The sequence below is a fragment of the Hamadaea flava genome (assembly GCF_024172085.1).
Classification (GTDB): domain Bacteria; phylum Actinomycetota; class Actinomycetes; order Mycobacteriales; family Micromonosporaceae; genus Hamadaea; species Hamadaea flava.
In genome coordinates, this window is record NZ_JAMZDZ010000001.1 from 8521286 (window position 1) to 8537549 (window position 16264).

Annotated in this window: 13 protein-coding genes; 6 read left to right on the forward strand and 7 right to left on the reverse strand. The window is 63.4% G+C overall.

Annotated features, from left to right (window positions below; all coding sequences use genetic code 11):
• Nucleotides 1–67: 67 nt before the first annotated feature.
• Genes HDA40_RS42410 through HDA40_RS39745 form a run of 3 tightly spaced genes read left to right on the forward strand, consistent with a single transcriptional unit; the run spans nucleotide 68 to nucleotide 7165 of the window.
• Nucleotides 68–6562: an RHS repeat domain-containing protein gene (locus tag HDA40_RS42410; protein ID WP_253763239.1), complete on the forward strand. Its 6495-nt coding sequence runs from the start codon at nucleotides 68–70 to the stop codon at nucleotides 6560–6562.
• Nucleotides 6543–6854, forward strand: a complete 312-nt coding sequence (locus tag HDA40_RS39740; RefSeq protein ID WP_253763240.1) for a hypothetical protein — start codon at nucleotides 6543–6545, stop codon at nucleotides 6852–6854. Before HDA40_RS42410 ends, HDA40_RS39740 begins: the two co-directional genes overlap by 20 nt.
• The gene (locus HDA40_RS39745; RefSeq protein ID WP_253763241.1) at nucleotides 6851–7165 is read left to right on the forward strand and encodes a hypothetical protein; all 315 of its coding nucleotides are present in this window, start codon (nucleotides 6851–6853) and stop codon (nucleotides 7163–7165) included. The genes HDA40_RS39740 and HDA40_RS39745 overlap by 4 nt, the downstream gene beginning before the upstream one ends.
• Nucleotides 7166–7286: 121 nt before the next feature.
• Here HDA40_RS39745 and HDA40_RS39750 read toward each other — a convergent pair whose 3' ends face one another.
• The 3 genes from HDA40_RS39750 to HDA40_RS39760 all read right to left on the reverse strand — a co-directional run bounded on the left by HDA40_RS39750 (nucleotide 7287) and on the right by HDA40_RS39760 (nucleotide 9572).
• Nucleotides 7287–7706: an HflX-like GTP-binding protein gene (locus tag HDA40_RS39750; protein ID WP_253754123.1), complete on the reverse strand. Its 420-nt coding sequence runs from the start codon at nucleotides 7704–7706 to the stop codon at nucleotides 7287–7289.
• An 82-nt stretch (nucleotides 7707–7788) separates the two neighbouring features.
• On the reverse strand, nucleotides 7789–8652 hold the full coding sequence (locus HDA40_RS39755) for an IS5 family transposase (protein ID WP_372503116.1): 864 nt from the start codon (nucleotides 8650–8652) through the stop codon (nucleotides 7789–7791).
• Nucleotides 8653–8735: 83 nt separating this feature from the next.
• On the reverse strand, nucleotides 8736–9572 hold the full coding sequence (locus HDA40_RS39760) for an IS5 family transposase (RefSeq protein ID WP_253763243.1): 837 nt from the start codon (nucleotides 9570–9572) through the stop codon (nucleotides 8736–8738).
• Nucleotides 9573–10089: 517 nt separating this feature from the next.
• On the opposite strand from HDA40_RS39760, the gene HDA40_RS39765 reads away from it, so the two are divergent.
• The gene (locus tag HDA40_RS39765) at nucleotides 10090–11007 is read left to right on the forward strand and encodes a hypothetical protein (protein ID WP_253763244.1); all 918 of its coding nucleotides are present in this window, start codon (nucleotides 10090–10092) and stop codon (nucleotides 11005–11007) included.
• Between the two features lie 529 nt (nucleotides 11008–11536).
• Here HDA40_RS39765 and HDA40_RS39770 read toward each other — a convergent pair.
• Together HDA40_RS39770 and HDA40_RS39775 are read right to left on the reverse strand one after the other, a co-directional pair.
• On the reverse strand, nucleotides 11537–11986 hold the full coding sequence (locus tag HDA40_RS39770) for a nitroreductase family deazaflavin-dependent oxidoreductase (RefSeq protein WP_253763245.1): 450 nt from the start codon (nucleotides 11984–11986) through the stop codon (nucleotides 11537–11539).
• A gap of 294 nt (nucleotides 11987–12280) precedes the next feature.
• Nucleotides 12281–12535 (reverse strand): DUF1990 family protein, encoded by a 255-nt coding sequence (locus HDA40_RS39775; protein WP_253763955.1) that lies wholly within the window; start codon nucleotides 12533–12535, stop codon nucleotides 12281–12283.
• Between HDA40_RS39775 and HDA40_RS39780 the strand changes: the two genes are divergently transcribed.
• Together HDA40_RS39780 and HDA40_RS39785 are read left to right on the forward strand one after the other, a co-directional pair.
• The gene (locus HDA40_RS39780; protein ID WP_253763978.1) at nucleotides 12465–12629 is read left to right on the forward strand and encodes an aromatic-ring hydroxylase C-terminal domain-containing protein; all 165 of its coding nucleotides are present in this window, start codon (nucleotides 12465–12467) and stop codon (nucleotides 12627–12629) included. The genes HDA40_RS39775 and HDA40_RS39780 overlap by 71 nt on opposite strands.
• A 209-nt stretch (nucleotides 12630–12838) precedes the next feature.
• Entirely contained in the window at nucleotides 12839–14392 is a 1554-nt protein-coding gene (locus tag HDA40_RS39785; protein ID WP_253763246.1) for a hypothetical protein, read from the forward strand.
• 52 nt (nucleotides 14393–14444) lie between these two features.
• On the opposite strand, the gene HDA40_RS39790 is transcribed toward HDA40_RS39785, so the two are convergent.
• Nucleotides 14445–15266: a carbohydrate ABC transporter permease gene (locus tag HDA40_RS39790; RefSeq protein WP_253763247.1), complete on the reverse strand. Its 822-nt coding sequence runs from the start codon at nucleotides 15264–15266 to the stop codon at nucleotides 14445–14447.
• Nucleotides 15263–16156, reverse strand: coding sequence for a carbohydrate ABC transporter permease (locus tag HDA40_RS39795; protein ID WP_253763248.1), 894 nt, complete (start codon nucleotides 16154–16156; stop codon nucleotides 15263–15265). Before HDA40_RS39795 ends, HDA40_RS39790 begins: the two co-directional genes overlap by 4 nt.
• Between the last annotated feature and the right edge of the window lie 108 nt (nucleotides 16157–16264).

The following is a 16264-nucleotide window of genomic DNA, read 5'->3' on the forward strand; positions in this document are numbered from 1 at the left end:
CGGTTACGCAGCGTCGTTCCTTTGGCTGAACGCCCTATGCCCCTGTTCCTGGTTTCTGGAGGTATGCGTGACGACCGCTCGCAGCGCGGGCTTGGCAACATCTGCATCCCGAGCCCGTACCAGCAGCTACTCCCACGCCAGTCGAATCCTTTCGGCTGTTGTAACAGTGTTCCTTGCCATCCAACTCGGCGGCCAGGCCGCAGCTATTGCCGCGGCTAGCCCCTACACGCCGCTGCAGCCGCAGAGCGAACCCAGTGTCGGTGGTCAAGACTGGAGCCCACCGAAGGCAGTGCTTGAGGCTGATCCTGCTGCAGACAAGGCGATGCGGTCAGCGAAACCCGTCACCTGGCCGAGCGCAGGTCGTGCAACCGTGGACCTCCGAGCTGCGAAGGCTGCAGACACGTCCGGAGTCCATCCAGTCAGTGCGGGTGACCTGCCGATCATCCTGGACAGAGGCTCCTCTCGAACGGGAAAGGGTGCCACGCCAGCAGGTGTTACGGTCGAAATTCTCGACCACACGATGACAGCTGGTCATGGTTTCCCCGTTGTCCTGCGGCTAGCGCAGACCGAAGCAAGTACAGCAGCTGGCACAGTTAACGTGACTGTCGACTACGCCAAGTTTAAAGACGCGTACGGAGCTGACTGGTCCTCGCGTCTGCGTTTTTCCGCTGTGACGGACTGCGCGTTGACCGTCAGGACAGCTGTAAGCTGCAATGCAAGGCCGATCGCGTCTCACAACGACCCCCAGGCCCATACCCTGTCCGCCGACGTCGAGTTGCCAGCTGCAACAGCTGCTTCAAAGCGCAGCGCAGGCGAAACGTCGGATGGAGGCCTCCTCACGCTGGCCGTGACATCTGACACCTCCAGTAACGCTGGCGACTTCTCGGCCTCAGCGCCCACGCCGTCCTCTACATGGTCCGCAGGCAAGTCCTCCGGCGACTTCGCCTGGGAGTATCCACTTCGCATGCCGCCGTCGCTAGGAGGGCCGACCCCTGCTGTTGGACTTTCATATTCGTCGCAGTCCGTTGACGGCCGTACGGCGGCATCCAATAACCAGCCGACATGGATTGGTGAAGGCTTCAGTTTCTGGCCGGGTTCCATCTCCCGTGGATACAAGGCATGCTCGGATGACCTTGGAGGCAATGCCACCAACACCACCAAAACTGGCGATATGTGCTGGGGCACCTACAACGCCAGCCTGTCGATGGCTGGACACAGCGGAGAGTTGATCCGTGACGACAGCACCGGCAAATATCGCATGAAGAACGACGACGGGACCCGCGTCGAACTTCTGACCGGTGCTTCAAATGGCGACAACAACGGGGAATATTGGAGAGTTACTACTCCCGACGGCACACAGTACTTCTTCGGGCTTAATCACCTGCCCGGCTGGACGGCTGGAAAAGCCGAGACTGCATCCACCTGGACCGTGCCCGTCTTCGGCAACAATCCAGGAGTCAACGGCCAGCCCGACGAGCCCTGTTACAGCTCAACCTTCGCGAACGCGTACTGCGACCAAGCTTGGCAGTGGAACATCGACTACGTCCTAGATGTGCACGGCAACAGCATGTCGTTCTGGTACGGCAAGGAGTCCAATAACTACGCGCGTAACAACACCGATAGTAAAGTCTCACAGTACGTCCGTGGCGGATTCCTCGACCGAATCGATTACGGCACCGACAACCGCACAACGGTAAACAGCGTAGCCACCGACACCGTCTACACCAGCACGAAGCCGCCGATGAGTGTCGACTTCACCCAGGACAATCGCTGCATTCCCGGATCTACGTGCGACAGTGCACATCCCGCGAGTTGGCCCGATGTGCCATGGGATCTTAAATGCACCTCGACCACCTCTTGTCCAGGCCTCTACGCCGCCTCATTCTGGACCCAATATCGCCTTGCGAGTGTCAAAACTCAGGTCTGGGGTGGATCCGCTTACCGCGACGTAGAAATGTGGACGCTCACCCACAGTTTCCCGGACCCGGGTGACGGCACCCGCCCAGGCCTCTGGCTCGAAAAAATTGGTCACGTCGGGCTTGTGCCAAGCTCCACCAGCGTCGAAGGCTCAGCGGTCACCCTTCCCGATGTCACCTTCGCCGGCACGCAGAAGCAGAACCGCGTCGACGCTGACCACGACGGCCTGCTCAAGATGAACTGGTGGCGCGTCGCCTACATCTACACCGAGACAGGTGCAAAGATCGGCGTTCAGTACAGCGCGCCCGAATGTGTGGCGGGCAGCAGCATGCCCACGAGCCCGGACAACAACTACAAGAAGTGCTTCCCGGTGTACTGGACTCGCCCGGGCTACACCAGCCCGACAATCGATTGGTTCCACAAGTACGTCGTCACAGCAGTCACTGAATCGGACATGACGAGCGGCGCCCAGCGCACCATAACGGGTTTCGCATATAGCAATAGCACAACCGTGCCGCTATGGCATTACGACGCCGACGACGGCCTGGTTCCCGCTTCACGCAAGACCTGGGGTCAGTGGCGCGGATACGACCAAGTCGACACGACAAAGGGCGACTCGGGCGAACAGACGTTCACGAGAACCCGGTACTTCCGAGGCATGAACGGCGATAAGACGCCGAGTGGCGGTCGCACCGTAACCGTCGATGGCATCTCCGACGATGATGCCTTCGCGGGTATGCCGCGCGAAAGCATCACCTATAACGGTCCGAACGGTGCCGAGGTCTCTGGATCGCTGACAACACCATGGAAGTCGGCTAGCGCCACGGCAACCCGCACCATTAACGGTGTCAAGGTCGAGGCGCACTACACCGGCACCGCCTCGGTAGTCAGCCGCCGCACCCGGGATGGCGGCAGAGACCCGATTACCACGACGACTACCAACACCTACGACGAAACCTACGGCTACATCACATCGGTCAATGACTCTGGCGACGACTCCGTCACAGGCGATGAAACTTGCAGCATCACGAGTCGCGTCACGAACTCGACTGCTTGGATCATCGGACTGCCCTCGATGACTGAGCAGTACGCCCTCCCCTGCGGAACCTCGCCCACGCGCGAGGACGACGTGATTTCGATCGAGCGAACTTCCTACGACGGCCTCGCATCCGGTGCCGTCCCCACCAAAGGTGACTTGACCCAGCAAGAAAAGGCCAAGAAGTGGACCGATGCCACCCACATTTCTTGGGTGGTCACCTCAAAGGCATCGTTCGACCCGGTGACGGGCCGCCTTAGCGACAACTGGGACGTGCGCGGGAACCGAACCACAACAACGTACACGCCAGCAGCGGGTGGACCCATCACCAAGATCGTCACCACCGGTCCCCTCGGGTCGACGGAAACGAACTACGAACCTGCCTGGAGCCTTTCTACAAGCGTCATCGACGTCAACGGCAGGCGAACCGAAGTCACATACGACGCCCTGGGAAGACTCAAACGCGTCTGGTATCCGATCCGTTCCAGGTCAGCGGGCGCCAGCGCCAGCGTGGTCTACTCCTACAATCTGAACAAGACGCTTCCGTCGGTCCTGACGACTCAGAAACTCAACTCGGCAGGCAATTATGTCACCAAGTACGAGATATTCGACTCCCTGCTGCGGCCCCGCCAAGAGCAGGCTCCTGCGTCGAACGGATCTGGCCGGATCCTGTCAGACACGTATTACGACACCGCCGGACGAGTTGCTATCACGAACGCAACCTATTTCAACGCCGCTGCACCATCTGGCACCATCTACAGTCCAACCTTTAACGAGATCCCAGCACAGAACGTAAGTGTCTACGACGGTGCTGGACGCACCATCAAGTTGACACTATTCTCCAAGGGCCTCGAGCAGTGGCATACGACCACCTCGTACGGTGGGGACCGCATCGACATCACCCCGCCGGAAGGCGGAACGGCGACCTCGACTTACTCGAACGGGCGCGATGAGCGAGTCAAACTCATCCAGTACCAGAACGGAACCCCCTCAGGGCCCGGCGACACCACCCTCTACGCCTATGACAGGCGAGGCAACCTACGTGAGGTAACCGACGCACGGGGCAACAAGTGGACCTATACCTACGATCTGCTCGGCCGGACAACCCGAGCGACGGATCCTGACAAAGGCATTGTTACCAGCGACTATAACGACGCCGGCGACCTGTTGACATCGACGGATGCTCGACCGCAATCGCTTGCCTTCTCATACGATGGCGTCGGTCGAAAAACGGGCGTCTTCGACACGAGCCTGCAAGGGACGCAGCTCGCGAAGTGGACCTATGATACCGCGGTGTTCGCCTCGGACGGCGTTACCAAGGTGAAGGGTTACCTGGCCAGCTCCACGCGTTATGTAGGCGGAAACGCGTACACGTTCACCGCTCGCGGTTACTCCGATGATTACCAGTCGACTGGAACAACCATCGCGATTCCATCCGTCCCGGGCGAGGAGAAGATTGCTGGCAGCTACGTCTACACTCAAAGCTTCAACGTCGACGGCAGCCCCAACTCAACACGTTTCCCTGGCGCGGGTGGCCTGACCGCCGAGCTAGTCACGTATGGCTATGACACTGCAACGGGACTCCCAAAGACGCTAACGACGAACTATGCCGACGCCACCAACTACGTGACCAATACGCAGTACACCGCGTTCGGCGAGCCATCCGTCGTCACCTTAGCTACGGCAATCTCCGGCGCGAAAGTGGCTCAGATTGGCCTTTACTACGATGAGGCACGCCGGCTACCAGTCGAAATCGTCACCGCACGGGAAACCGGTCCTTCGACGGTCAGCGACTCCCATTATTCGTACGACCCGGCCGGGAACGTCACGAAGATCGAAGAAACCGCCGCCGCATCCGCTGAAACTCAATGTTTCGAGAGCGACTATCTGCAGCGTCTCACACATGCGTGGACCCCATCGAACGGAGACTGCGAGGCTGAACGATCCGCGTCCACACTCGGCGGACCGTCAAAATACTGGCTCTCGTGGACCTACGACAACATCGGAAACCGGCGCTCGGAGACGAACCACACCGATACCGGCGATCAGACCAGCACCTACGCCTACCCCAATGCCGGGCAAGCGCAACCGCATGGCGTGACTGGAATCAGCGGCGCAGCCGCCGGCACGTACGACTACGACGCCGTCGGCAACACTCGACACAGGCCTGGTCCCGCAGGCACTCAGACACTCTCCTGGGATCCCGAGGGACATCTCGCCTCTCTCCAAGACACCTTTAAGTCGACATTCATCTATGACGCCGATGGTGGGCGCCTCGTCTCACATGACGCAGCCGGTGTAACGCTCTACCTGCCCGGCATGGAGGTGCGGGCGACCACGTCAACCGGTGCTGTCTCCGCGGTCCGCTACTACACCCATACCGGGCGAGCAGTAGCAATGCGCACACCATCCGGTGTGACATGGCTGTCAGCCGACCTCCATGGGACGGCCGGCATCGCGGTAGACGCAACCACGCAATCAATGACACAGCGCCGGTTCACGCCGTTCGGTGGCATCCGATCCGGCCCCTCGGCCTGGATCAATCCCCACGGCTTCGTCAACGGGACGGACGACCCCTCTGGTCTGGTCCACCTCGGCGCCCGAGAGTACGACAAGCAACTCGGTCGCTTCATATCAGTAGACCCGGTGCTCGAGATCGAAAACCCTCAGCAGGTCAACGGATACGCCTACGCCAACAACAGCCCCTACACCTTCACTGATCCTGGCGGAACTGACTTCTGGGGCTGGGTCAGTGAAAAGGCGCAAAGTGTCAACGACTTCATGGATCGCAACGTGGAGCAGATCACGCAGCTCGGCGAGGCGCTTCTCATGATCGAAGCAGGCATCGTCCTGATCACGATCGGCGTGGGCGGCGACGCTGTTGGACTGGCTGTAACTTGCACGGGAGCGGGCGCAATCGTGGGCGTGCCGGCTATGGCGATCAGCACAACCGCTGTCGTAGCTGGATCGGCACTAGTGCTGGGTGGTGCCGCTGTCGCTGGAAACGCTGTCAGCAAGATGGATTTCGAGGGCGGAGGCGGCGGGCCATCTGAGTCGAGCGGGCCAAAGTTTGGTGACTCGGAAGCCGAGAAGGCGGCCAACGCCGGCAAGCTTCGAGACGAACACAACAGCGGCATCAAGAGCGACAACCCCAAGGACCTTCTGTCCGACGTGAACGCCCGGGCTGCGGTGGAACCGCCAGCAGGAACAAAAGCGATCGTCGACGGTTCTGGAGGAGTCAACGCTGACGTCAAATTCGCCGACAGTACGGGTAACGAGATTCCGTTCAGACGAGAGGTCAAGGTCACCAACGGCAACTTCCGATCATTTGAGTCGCAGCTTTCCAAAGGACTGGACCAGGTCGGAGCCGAAGGGGAGATTTGGATCCAAACCGAGCACGACATCAGCACAATGCGAAGCTATTTGCAGAAATACATGGAAAAGAGAATCGGCAAGCGTAGCTTCAGTCCGCACGTGACGATTCGTGTCTACAACCATGCGGGACAGAGCAAAGGAAGCTACAATCTGGCGACAGGGGCGGGCTTGGCCGCTGCTGCTGCGGGAGGGTGCCAGGCGATGTGGGGATGTCATGATGAATGGCTATGGTGAGTCGGCCTTCGTCTGCGATGGCTGTCAGGTTGGGGTGTTGCTCGGTGTCTACACTGAGCCGCACAACGCCAAGCCAGGATTCTTTCAGTTGGCCGATGCGGTGAAGCGGAACTGGGCAAACCAGCCGTTATCAAAGTCGATATGGAAGTTCTTGGCCCATCACACCGGGCATCCTGTTGGGATTAGGGATGCCGGCGGCCTGCGCGACTACCTGCTGGTTGGTCGCGATGACACCATCGAGTCGTACATCAATGGATGGCCGTCCGGTGCGGAAGAGGGATCCCCTCGATGACCGTTGCGGGCGATCTTGTTTGTGTGACATGCGATCACTGGTTCGATCTAGGAAGAGCGGTAGGGCCGAGCGGGTTACCCTACGTCGAGCGCTACGTCTTCGCTCGAGGGAAAGCGCTGGACAATTGGACGAGCGAGGAGGTCAATACTTCCCTATGGAAGTTTGTTGCCGAGCACCGCGACCATGATCTCGAAATCGTCCTGGACAGCAGCGAACGCCATGCGGAGCTGATGAGCCGCGACGGGGAATACCTCTATGTTGGCGACGTTCCATCCTTCTCCGAATACCTAGAAGGATGGACCGGCCGTTAGTTATTGCCTCTGTGGGTCCAGCCCGTGTGCTGGACCCACAGAGCGCCTCTGCTCACAACGATTAGTCTTAGCGAGTGTTTGAGAAGTCGTGAGATGTACCGCGGCTCGTCAGGTGATGCGGTTACGCGTGGCGGCGGTTGGGCTTGTGGCCGTGGCCGGCGCGATGTTGTGACTGGGTTGGGCTGGTCAGGCCGTGTATGAGGTCGGCCTGGGTGAGCACGGGGCACCCGAGGCGGGTTGACAGCCACCGGCGCTGATAGCTGGTCAGGTCGTTGATGAAGACGACGGCGTCGGCGTTCCTACTCGTACGGGTCGTGACGATCTCGTCGAGCTTTCCTGGGCCGATGAGGAAGCGGCGCGATAGCGGCGCGGACATCAGTCGTACGCCGCCATCGGAGACGCCCCGGCGCTGGACAAACCGGTCCAGTACCTGGCCTCCTAGTGCCGTGACCTGTGCTTGCAGCGCGTCGAGACGGTCCTGGTAGTCGCGGTCTTTCGCCGAGAACAGGCCCACGAGGATCACGGAGTGGATGCCGGTCACCGGGACAGCATCGCAGGTCAGCGCCCACACGCCACCTGATATTCAGGCCTCGACGGTCAGCGCGTGAGCCACGAGGCAGTGATCAATCGAAGTTCCATGCCTGCGGGCGAGTGGCCGGACCGCCCCGAGTCAACCGGCGGACCATGCCGCTGATCGCGGCCCAGCGGATCATCGCTTCCGAGGTACGCGGGTCGCGTTCGTAGTCGCGGGCAAGCCTGCGGTGGGAGGTCAGCCACGCCAGAGACCTCTCGACAACCCAGCGGCGGGCGATCACCGCGAACCCCTTCTGGCCAGGGGCCTTGCGCACGATGTGCAGGGTGGTGCGCAGGATGCGCTGGCACCACTCGACCAGCAGCCCGGCGAATCCGGCGTCGGCGTAGACGAACCGAACCGGGGTGAACAGGTACACGCTGAGCAGGGTGGTCTTCGCGCCGTCGCGGTCTTGGACCGAGGCGGCCATCACGCACACGACCAGGAGCAGGCCGAGGGTGTCGGTGACGATGAACCGCTTACGGCCGTTGATCTTCTTGTTCGCGTCGTAGCCCCTGGTCCGACGCGGTACGGTGTCGGCGCCCTTGACACTCTGGGAGTCGATGACTCCGGCGGAGGGCTCCTCCCGGCGCCCCTGTGCAACGCGGACACGCCGGCGCAGCGCAACCATGATCTGCTCGGTGACCTTGGCTTCTTCCCAGCGCACGAAGTACCAGTAGACGGTTTGCCAGGGTGGGAAGTCGAACGGCAACTGCCGCCATGAGCACCCTGCCCGGACCACGTACAAGATCGCGTCCACGATGTCGCGGCGTAAGTGCTTCTCCGGCCGTCCACCGGTCTTCACCTGCGGCAGCAGCGGCTCGATCACCGCCCACTGGGCATCGGTCAGGTCCGAAGGGTAGCGGCGGGAGCGCGGCACCCGACCACTATGGACGAGTCGACAGGCATCGAACAACCGGCATACGGACGATCAAGAACGACTTCTCAAACACTCACTTAGGGGGCGTCTGATTCACGAATTTTGTGAGTGATGCCGTTTTAGGTGTCTCGCCAGGTCGGGGTGCTCTCGTTGGTGACCCGTTTGGCGAGGTTGTCGATCATTGCGATGCGGATCATGCTGGCGGAGTGGTCTGGTCGGGCTTCGTAGTCGCGGGCCAGCCGCCGGTGTTGCATGATCCAGCCGATCGTTCGCTCGACGACCCACCGTCTTTTGACGACGGAGAATCCTTTGACCTGTGGGTCTTTGGTGACGACTTCGACGTCGATTCCCAGCCTTGCGCCGTGTTCGATGACCTGGTTCTTGAAGCCGGCGTCGGTCCAGGTCTTGGCCAGGGCGGGATGGGCGCTCTTGGCGTGGTTGAGCAGGTCGATGCCGATGGTGTTGTCGCTGACGCCAGCTGCGGTGACGATGACCGCTAGAAGCAGGCCGAGCGTATCGGTGACGATGCGTCGTTTGCGTCCGACGATCTTCTTACCGGCATCGACGCCCTGCGTCGTGAGTGGAACGTTGGAGGAGGTCTTCACGCTCTGGGTGTCGATCACGCCGGCGGTGGGCTGAGCCTGACGCCCTGCTTGGGTCCTGGCCAGGCCGGTGAGGTCGTAGTTGAGCTGAGCGAAGACGCCGTCAGTGGTCCAGAGTGTGAAGTAGTGATAGACGGTCGCCCAGGGTGGCAAGTCGTGGGGCAGGTAGCGCCACGGGATGCCGGTGCGGTTGGCATAGAAGATGGCGTTGAAGATCTCCCGCAGGTCATGGCTTGCCGGGCGTCCGCCGACGCCTGCCTCGGTGCGTGCCTTTCGCCATGCGGTCAGTTGCGAGGCGATCAGCGCCCATCGGGCGTCGGACAGATCGGAGGGGTACGCGGGGCGTTGGGGCATGCGATCGTTCTACTATCGACAGCGGCTGGGTCGCACCCGATGTCCAGCAAATGAGCGTGTTTGTGAATCAGACACGATCCGTGGGAGAAAACCGGCACCCGAATCTAAGCAAGTTGGTCTCCAAGCCGCAATTTGGCTCGCGCTCATGGGCGGCAGCGCGCCGGATTAACCTAGCGAACCGGGACATAGATAATTCAAACGCCCAGTTAGATCGGGGCCGCCGAATGTGTCGGTCAGGATCGGGGTGAGGCGGCCCGTGCCGATCGAGCATCCATTACAGTCAATGGCTCGTGCGTCTCCGTAGCCCATCGCGCGAAGACGTCACTCCGGAGCTGAGCCGACTACTCGGCCGATAGTGCCTGATCCGGCCGAGTGGACGGCGTGTTGCCGCAGGCTGCAGTCGATTCACTTCAGCATCGCGACTGTCCGCGAGAAGTCGAGGTAGGGATAGCCATAGTACGCATTTCACGAGGCTGCCATGTTCTGGTGTACGCGCCTGGCGGCGAAGCTTACGATCATGGAAAACACCTTCACCACCCGGCGCTGGCACCGTCCGCTGCTGATCGTCGCGTTTCTGATGGCCGGGCTGAGCCTGGTCGCGGCGGCGGGGCTCGTGCTGGACGATCGGGTCCTGGTCGGCGCCCCGATCTGGCTCAAGCCGTTGAAGTTCACGATCTCGTTCGCCATCTACGCCGGCACTCTGTCCTGGTTGCTCTCGGTGACCCGGCGCGCACCGCGTACGACCTGGGCGATGGGGACGATTGTGGCCGCCGGTCTGGTGACCGAGATGGCCCTGATCTTCGTCCAGATCGGTTACCGCGGCCGGATGCTCCACTTCAACCAGTCGACGCCGCTGGACACCGACTTCACCATCGTGATGGCCTTCACCATCTATGCCCTGTGGGGCGCCACGCTGGCCATCGCGATTCTGGCGATGACGCAGAAGCTGGGCGGCCGGGCTGTGACGCTGGCGCTGCGGCTCGGACTGGTGATCACGCTGATCGGGCTGGCCCTGGGCATGCTGATGGTGAAGCCGACCGCCGAGCAGCAGAGCGCGATCGACGCCGGTCAGCACCTGGCGATCGTCGGCGGTCACAGTGTCGGCGTCCCGGACGGGGGACCGGGGCTGCCGTTTCTGACCTGGAGCACGACCGGAGGCGATCTGCGCATCCCGCACTTCATCGGCATCCACGCGCTGCAGCTGCTGCCGCTGCTGTCGATCTTGTTCGTGCTTCGGTTCGGCGAGCGGGTCGCGAGCCGTCTGGTCTGGGTCGCGGCGAGTGGCTATGCCGGCATGCTGGCGCTGCTGACGTGGCAGGCGCTGCGGGCGCAGCCCCTGTTGCGGCCGGACGCGGAGACGCTCACGGCGTTGGGATTCCTGCTGCTGGCGACGTTCGGGTCCGGCTACGCGGTGACCCGTCGCGCGAAAGCATGATCGTGGGCTTGGGCCGGAGGAAATGTGGATTGCGCTACAGAGGTGGGGAGTGACGTCGACGCCGTCGAAGAGAGCGTCTTCGGCGGCGTCGACCGTGGCGGTTCGACCCAGCGCACCTACCAGTTCAAGCGCGAGGTCATAGAGTTCCGCCGGACTGTAGTGCCGCTCCAGCGCTCGGTCGAGTCGATCGTGAGCGGCCGCGTGCCGATGGTGCCGCCGGATCGGGGCTCGGCGTTCTCATCGCTGAACTCGGTTATGGGAAGCGCCTTGTCCACCCGAGCGGCGGCCAGGTCGTCGTGGCAGAGCACAAACTCACGGAGTAGAACGCGCCCGCCCAGTCCACGGAAAAGCGGGCGAGCGACATCCACTCGCTCGTCAGCCGGTGCTTTTCCTCTCCACACGCCGAGCCGATTCATCGCCGTGTGCAGCAGCATATGCAATGCCGCGAACGCCAGTTCGGCCTCGGTCTCAACCCCGCTCCACGCAGCACGGTCACAACAGCACTGCAAGGCGTCGTCCGCGTCAGCTCCTACCGGGCCGCCGAGTCGACCGGCTCCAGTACGAAGACCGGGATCTGACGTTCGGTCTTCAGCTGGTAGTCGGCATACGGCGGGTACGCCTCGACCGCGCGTTTCCACCAGAGCGCCTTCTCGTCCCCGAACACCTCGCGTGCTCGGTATGCCTGGCTGACCTTGCCGTCTTGCAGTTCGATGGCCGGTTCGGCGACGAGGCTGGCGTACCACTGGGGATTGGCCGGCGCGCCGCCTTGCGAGGCGACGGCGGCATAGCGCCCGTCGTGCTCGACCCGCATGACAGGTGTCTTGCGAATCTTGCCGGTCTTGGCGCCGCGGTAGGTCATCAGCACGGTCGGCAACCCGCGGATCGTCACACCGTCGGTCGTGCCGGCCCGCATGATCTGCTCGACCTGTTCGCGGACCCAGCCGGTAGCGCTCGGCTCGTATTCCCCAGTCAACGTCACGCCAAGCGTCAACGGCCTGACCTCCTACGATATTCCCAACAAGGCGATGACCTGGCGCCCGCTCGACGGTCTCCGTACTGCCGACGGCCTCAGGATCAGTGGCGCCCCGACCCCGGGCCTCGCCGAGTTCGACGGCGTCCGGTGGCGGCGGGCCGGCCGGTTCTGGTTCGGGTTGTCGGCTCCGGCAAATGCCGTCTCGTCGAACGTCGTAGACGGCTGGCTCGTGCGCGCTGCGCAGATACGACCGCGCCTGTGCGAGGTCTGGGCCGGACGCTCGCGCGACTTCCGCAGCAGTCACCGTATAGCGGCCACATAACGATGTGTGATCCAGGACTGCGTGGCGCGTGTGATGGCTCCGCCGAACCGCGCTAGCCGGGTGGCCGGCCGCGAGAACGCGACGATTTCCAGCTCGACCAGGTTGTCGGCGTTCCTCTGAACGACGAAGGCTTCCTCCCCCGATTCGGGATGCCCGAGAACAGTGCCGTATGGCGTCCGCTCCCTCGGGCATCCGGAGCGGGGAGCCGTCCTCCTACGGCCCGACGGGGTCATCGCCTGGGCCGCCGCGCACGGCGAGCCCGGCGACGCCACCGCCCTGCACCGCGCGATGGACACCTGGTTCCGGCAGACCGTCTCCGCGCGATGACCGGACCTCCGGCGCCGACCCGGTGGCAGGTGGGATCGGCTCCGGATCCGCTCCTGCCTCGGCGTCGATACCAGGTCCGAAGCGGCCGGCTCGGCGGTCATCCACATCGGAAGTCGGCGCTGACTCTTGCACGCCACCGCCGTTGCAGATTATGGTCAATATTTATTGGCATTTCTGCCGTCCTAATCCTCCTGGAGGTCTCTGGCGTGATGAATCGCAGACAACTCGGGAAAAACGTGGCCGGGCTGGCGCTCGGCCTGGGCGTGGGCGCAGCCGGCGTCGGCCGGGCAGCGGCGAACTCCACGGGCTACGACTACACCGCCCGGGAGACCTTCGATCTGTTCGACACCACCTTTCACAGCAGCGGCGCGGTCGGGCAGCCGACCGACACCAACGAACACGGCGGTCTGGCGTGGGGACAGTCCTACGTGCTCGCGGGCTTCCTGCGCATGTACCAGGCCTACCGTGACCCCCACTACCTGGACAGGTTCATCGCCAACGCCGATCTGGTACTGGGCAATCGCGACTCGGAACGGGGCGTCGCCGACTACCGCGGACTGTCGCTGCCCGCCTGGCGAGCCACTCATCCGTACACCGTGGGCGCGGTGTCCTTGCGGGACAGCCAGGGCACCCCGCTGCTCGAGGTGCGCAGCGCCTTGTCCTACGCCGACGACGCAGTCGCCGTCGTCCGGGCCGGGAGCCTGGCCGACCGTTTCGCTCTGGAGGTACGCAACAACCGCACGGCCCGGACGGCGGTGTTCACCGACCTGTCCACCGATCCGGCGTCGCCCGACTACGCCGTGACGCGCATCCACGCGGCCTATCCGACGCCGACGATGGTGACCGCGGCCGCGCTCGGCGGCGCGGCCGGGGCGGTGCCGGCGTACGGGACCTTCGCGCTGGTGTCGCAGCCGGTGGTGTTCACCGTCCACACCGGAATGATCACCTATCCGATGGCGACATTCGCCCGGATCGTCGAGCAGTCTCCGACCCTGCGATCGGATCCTCGCTACCGAAGCAAGGCCGCCGAGTACCTCCAGGCGGCCATCGCCGCCGCACACGTGCACGACGGCGAGTGGCGCGAAGACGAGACCGGACGCGGATACTTCGTCTGGCCCAAGGGAATGCCCCTGGCCTACGACGGCACCGAGCAGCCCACCAACCAGAGCCTCGCCCTGGGGCAGACCTATGTCGAACTCGCCGCCGCCACCGGAGACCCGCACTGGGCGAAGCGTGCCCGCCGTCTGGCCGCGATGTTCGCCGCCGAGGTGCGGCTGCTGCCCAACGACAGTTACTCCTGGCCGTACTGGCCGACGTTCAGCAAGGTGTACAACGGCTTCACCAAGGAGGAGGCGCTGTCGGAGTACACCCCGTCCTATGGCACGCCGGGCAGCGGGGCCGCCCAGGTCGAGGACTTGAGTCACGGGGCGATCGATGTGGAGTTCGCGGTGGCCGCCTTCCGCGGGCGGCTCGCTTTCCACGGCGACGACATGGTGCGTTTCGCCCGCTCGTACAGCCGCAACATGGCGACCGCCACGGCTGCGGGGGCGGCGACCACCTTCCTGCGCGTGGACGGCACCGGTGGCCTGGCCACCTCGGGGCAGTTCCTCCAGGCGCCTCGCTGGATGCCGGCGGCCGCCTGGGATCGCGCCGTCTTCGACCACTCCCGCGCCGTGTACGACGTCAACGCCGTGCAGCCGGCGTCCGGGTCGCTGCTGCTGTGCGTGGCCTACCTGAACTGGTTCGCCGCTCGCGGCGAGTGACCGCGGTCCGGCCGGCTCGGGGTGGTCCCGGAGCCGGCCGGACCGGCCGGCGCTATCCCTTCACCGCGCCCTTCATCCCGTCCAGGATGTGGCGCTGCATGAACATGAAGAACACGACGACGGGAATCACCGACAGCAGCGTGCCCGCCGCCATGCTGCGCACGTCCGAGCCGGTGATGCCGGCCAGATACGCCACGCCCAGCGAGATCGGATACTTCGCCGAGTCCTTGAGCACCACGAGCGGCCAGATGAAGCTGTTCCACGTCGAGATGAAGCCGAAGATGGCCAGCACCGCCAGCGTCGGGCGTACCGACGGCAGCATGATGCGCCAGAAGATGCGCGCCTCCCCGCAGCCGTCGACCCGGGCGGCGTCGACGATCTCCCGGGGAACCCCGGCGAACGCCTGGCGCAGCAGGAAGATGCCGAACGCGCTGAGCACGCCGGGCAGGATGACTCCGGCGTAGCTGTCGGCCAGGCCGAGTTCGGAGACGACCAGGAAGCGGGGGATGAGCATCAGTTCGCCGGGCAGGAACATCGTCGACAGCAGCAGGAAGAACACCAGCGTCCGGCCCCGGAAGGTCATCACGGCCAGCGGGTACGCGGTCAGCGCGGAGACGAGCAGATACACGGGAATGCCTACCCCGCAATAGAGGACCGAGTTCAGCATGAACCGCGGGTACGGCACAGCCGTCCACGCCTCCTTGACCCAGTCGAGCACCGGCGGGCGCGGGATGAGGTCGGGCGGGAACGAGAAGACCGGCTGCGAGGCGGGCTTGAGCGCCATCGACGCCATGATGAGGAACGGCCCGATGAACACGACCGAGATCGCGGTCAGCAACACATACATCGAAACCTTGCGGGTCAGTTTCCTCACACGGTTCTCCCCTTGGTGAGCCGGTAGTTGAGCAAGGCGAAGAAGATCAGCATCGCCCAGAGCACGAGCCCCATGGCGCTGGCGTATCCCATGTCGTATTGCTCGAACGCCGCGGACCAGATGTAGTAGCCGAGGGTCAGCGTGTGGTCCTGGGGACCACCCTTGGTCATGACGTACACCGAGGTGAACACCTGCATCGCGTCCATCACCTCGATCGTCAGCGCCACCGCGAAATAGGGGACGATCAGCGGGATGGTCACCGACCGCAGGCGCTGCCAGGCGTTGGCGCCGTCCATCCGGGCCGCTTCGTAGAGGTCGCCCGGGATGGCCTGCAAACCGGCGAGGTAGATCATCATGTAGGTGCCCATGCCCTTCCAACCCTCCACGATGGTCAGCGCGAACAGCGCCCAGCCGGGATCGAGGAGATATTGGATCGGCTCGTCGAGGAGGCCGAAGCCGGTCAGCGCCCAGTTGACGACGCCCTGCTGGTGGAAGACGTAGTTCCACGCGACCGCGACCGCGACCATCGAGGTCACCACGGGCAGGTAGTAGACCAGCCGGTAGATCTGGATGAAGCGCAGCTTCTGGTTGACCAGCACCGCGAGCAGCAACGGGATCACCACGCTCATCGGCAGCAGGCCGACGAGCAGGATGAGCGAGTTCTTCAGCGCGGTCCAGAATCGCTGGTCCTCCAGCAGATGGGCGAAGTTGCGCCCGCCGACGAACTGCGGTGGCGAGACGACGTTGTAGCGGTAGAACGCCAGGCGGATCGCGGTGGCGGCCGGCCACACGAAGAAGATCGCGAACAGTCCGAGACCCGGCACCAGGAAGACCCAGGGGGTGTACCAGCGTCCGCCGACCGCGCCGGTGCTGGAGTTTCTTCGTCTCATCGACTCTCCCCGCTCGTTCGCGATGGCCGTAAAAGCATTCCGTGACGACCGTAAAAAGCTGAGACGACGGTAGAGATCACCGCGACGACCTGTCAATAGGTTCAAATG

What these genes read in the sequence shown, in the direction of transcription:
- HDA40_RS39740 (WP_253763240.1), top strand. Translation starts at nt 6,543, where the DNA reads ATGATGAATGGCTATGGTGAGTCGGCCTTCGTCTGCGATGGCTGTCAG.
- HDA40_RS39745 (WP_253763241.1), top strand. Translation starts at nt 6,851, where the DNA reads ATGACCGTTGCGGGCGATCTTGTTTGTGTGACATGCGATCACTGGTTC.
- HDA40_RS39760 (WP_253763243.1), bottom strand. Translation starts at nt 9,572, where the DNA reads ATGCCCCAACGCCCCGCGTACCCCTCCGATCTGTCCGACGCCCGATGG.
- HDA40_RS39765 (WP_253763244.1), top strand. Translation starts at nt 10,090, where the DNA reads ATGGAAAACACCTTCACCACCCGGCGCTGGCACCGTCCGCTGCTGATC.
- HDA40_RS39775 (WP_253763955.1), bottom strand. Translation starts at nt 12,535, where the DNA reads ATGACCCCGTCGGGCCGTAGGAGGACGGCTCCCCGCTCCGGATGCCCG.
- HDA40_RS39785 (WP_253763246.1), top strand. Translation starts at nt 12,839, where the DNA reads ATGAATCGCAGACAACTCGGGAAAAACGTGGCCGGGCTGGCGCTCGGC.
- HDA40_RS39795 (WP_253763248.1), bottom strand. Translation starts at nt 16,156, where the DNA reads ATGAGACGAAGAAACTCCAGCACCGGCGCGGTCGGCGGACGCTGGTAC.